Consider the following 1,411-nt stretch of genomic DNA (forward strand, 5'->3'; position numbering starts at 1 on the left):
CCGCCGCTTTCCTTGGGCCGTCCGCGTCCGGCGGTCGGCACGGCCGAGCCGCGGCTCGCCGAGACCGTGTCGCCGGTATCCCGGATCGGCGGCTGACCGTCGAGCAGGTTGCGGATCTCGTCGCCGGTCAGGGTCTCGTATTCGAGCAGGCCCCGGGCCAGCGCCTCGAGTTCGTGCTGCTTCTCGGTCAGGATGCGGCGGGCATCCTCCAGCCCAGCCTCGACCAGGCGGCGCACTTCCGAATCGATCTTCTGCGCGGTCGCCTCGGAGACGTTCTGCTGGCGGCCCATCTGCATGCCCAGAAAGACCTCGTCCTGGTTCTCGCCATAGGCGACGGTGCCGAGCTCGGGCGAGAAGCCCCACTTGGTCACCATCATCCGGGCCAGCCGCGTCGCCTGCTCGATGTCCGACTGGGCGCCCGAGGTCACCTTCTCCTTGCCGAAGATCATCTCCTCGGCGATGCGGCCGCCCATCATGATCGCCAGACGCGAGGTCATCTGCTCGAAGCTCATCGAGAGCTTGTCGCGCTCCGGCAGCTGCATGACCATGCCGAGCGCCCGCCCGCGCGGGATGATCGTGGCCTTGTGGACCGGATCGGTCGCCGGCACGTTGAGGGCGACCACGGCATGGCCGGCCTCGTGATAGGCGGTGAGCCGCTTCTCGTCGTCGGTCATGACCAGGGTGCGGCGCTCCGCGCCCATCATCACCTTGTCCTTGGCGTCCTCGAACTCGTGCATCGTGACGATGCGCTTGCCGCGCCGCGCCGCCAGCAGCGCCGCCTCGTTGACGAGGTTCATCAGGTCCGCGCCGGAGAAGCCGGGCGTGCCGCGGGCGATCACTTTCAGATCCACGTCGGGCGCCAGCGGCACCTTGCGCACATGGACGCGCAGGATCTTCTCGCGGCCGACCACGTCCGGGTTCGGCACCACGATCTGGCGGTCGAAGCGGCCGGGGCGCAGCAGCGCCGGGTCGAGCACGTCGGGACGGTTGGTGGCGGCGATGATGATGACGCCCTCGTTGGCCTCGAAGCCGTCCATCTCGACCAGGAGCTGGTTGAGGGTCTGCTCACGCTCGTCGTTGCCGCCGCCCAAGCCGGCGCCACGATGGCGGCCGACCGCGTCGATCTCGTCGATGAAGATGATGCAGGGGGCGTTCTTCTTGGCCTGTTCGAACATGTCGCGCACGCGGCTGGCGCCGACGCCGACGAACATCTCGACGAAGTCGGAGCCCGAGATGGTGAAGAACGGCACATTGGCTTCGCCGGCGACCGCGCGGGCGGTCAGGGTCTTGCCGGTGCCGGGCGGGCCGACGAGCAGCACGCCGCGCGGAATGCGGCCGCCGAGGCGCTGGAACTTCTGCGGATCGCGCAGGAACTCCACGATCTCCTGCAGATCCTCCTTGGCCTCGTCGA

At 68.8% G+C, this 1,411-nt stretch carries 1 protein-coding gene; it reads right to left on the bottom strand.

Annotated elements, in window-relative coordinates; genetic code table 11:
• Positions 1 to 1,411: ATP-dependent zinc metalloprotease FtsH (ftsH, locus tag AB4Y97_RS20940; RefSeq protein WP_442000965.1), on the bottom strand; the 1,411-nt coding region annotated here is incomplete at both ends.

The organism is Microvirga sp. 2TAF3, from assembly GCF_052114965.1.
Taxonomy (GTDB): Bacteria; Pseudomonadota; Alphaproteobacteria; order Rhizobiales; family Beijerinckiaceae; genus Microvirga.